Source organism: Streptomyces sp. NH27, assembly GCF_056859195.1.
The window spans coordinates 1-1293 of record NZ_JACEGK010000950.1 but is presented as its reverse complement, the minus strand read 5'-3'; the positions used below and the strand labels follow the sequence as shown (position 1 = coordinate 1293).

At 74.5% G+C, this 1293-nt stretch carries 2 protein-coding genes; one reads left to right on the top strand and one right to left on the bottom strand.

Features of this window, described 5'->3' with window-relative positions:
• Positions 1-204, bottom strand: a 204-nt coding sequence (locus AC13HU_RS37335; protein WP_483046445.1) for a hypothetical protein, incomplete at its 3' end; no start/stop codon positions are given.
• A gap of 282 nt (positions 205-486) precedes the next feature.
• On the opposite strand from AC13HU_RS37335, the gene AC13HU_RS37330 reads away from it, so the two are divergent.
• Positions 487-1113: a nucleoside/nucleotide kinase family protein gene (locus tag AC13HU_RS37330; protein WP_483046444.1), complete on the top strand. Its 627-nt coding sequence runs from the start codon at positions 487-489 to the stop codon at positions 1111-1113.
• The last annotated feature ends 180 nt before the right edge of the window (positions 1114-1293 follow it).

The window sequence follows — 1293 nt, the reverse complement described above, 5'->3', positions numbered from 1 at the left end:
GGCCAGGCTCGCTCCGCCCGCCGTGATGCTGGGGGCGATGGCGGTGCCCGCGAGGTAGAACCCGAAGAGCGCGCAGATCACTCCGTGGGACACCTTCAGGCCGTCCTTGCGGAAGAACAGGAAGCAGATGACGCCGAGAAGCACGACGCCGGAGATGGACAGGATCATGGGGCTCTTCTCCTGTGAGGCGATGGGGACGGTCACCGTGAGTTCTTACAGGCTCACAAAAAGTAGTAGATCGCGCTCGGTGGCAAATGGGTGATTTGTAGCTGATTTCCACCACCCGGGTGAGGGGGTGCGCGCTGCGGGTCAGGCCGGGCTTCGCATGCCACCCGGATGTGCCCGCTCCCTCCGGCCCGCTCCGGTCTCCGGCCCTTGGGTGCCTGGTGTCGCGACCGCCCGGTACCGGCGCCGCGTCACCTCGTCCGATCGGGTGACGGCGAGCCGCCGAGGTGACGCCCGCGGCCCCTCCGGCAGGATGGCCGGGTGCAGCCGACCCCCATCACCTGGCCCAAGCTCGCCGACGCCCTCGCCGAGCGGATCGCCGCCGGCCGGCCGCCCGGCCCCTGGTGGCGGGTCGCCGTGGACGGCGCCCCCGCGGTCCGTCCCGCGGACCTCGCCGACGCCGTCGCCGCCGCGCTGCCCGCACTCGGCCGGCCCGTCCTGCGGGTCGGCGCCGACGGCTTCTGGCGCCCCGCCTCGCTGCGGCTGGAGTACGGCCATGAGGACGTCGACGCGTACTACCAACTCTGGCTCGACACCGGGGCGCTGCGCCGCGAAGTGCTCGACCCGCTCGGCCCCGGCGGCAACGGCCGCGCCCTGCCCTCGTTGCGCGACCCCCGCACCGACCGCTCCACCCGGGCCGACTACGTCGAACTGCCGCCCGGCGGCGTCCTGTTGCTCGACGGCCCGCTGCTGCTCGGGCAGGGCCTGCCGTTCGACCTCACGGTCCATCTGCGGCTGTCCCCGGCCGCGCTCGCCCGGCGCACCCCGCCGACGGAGCGGTGGACGCTGCCCGCGTACGAGCGATACGCCCGCGAGGCGCTGCCCGAGCAGGCCGCGGACATCCTGGTGCGCGCGGACGACCCGAGGCACCCGGCGTGGACCGGGTGAGGCGGAGTCGGCGAGGTGCCCGGTCCGTGGGTGGCGGTCGCGGCCGAACGCCCCTGCCGGGCGCGGCGTTTCGGGCGCTTGGCGGCACCCGTCCCGACCTGTCCCCGCCCCCGGCCGGACCCGCCTTGCCCTGGGGTGGCGCCCACCGCTAGCGTCCACGAGCACCATGACTGTCGCCAT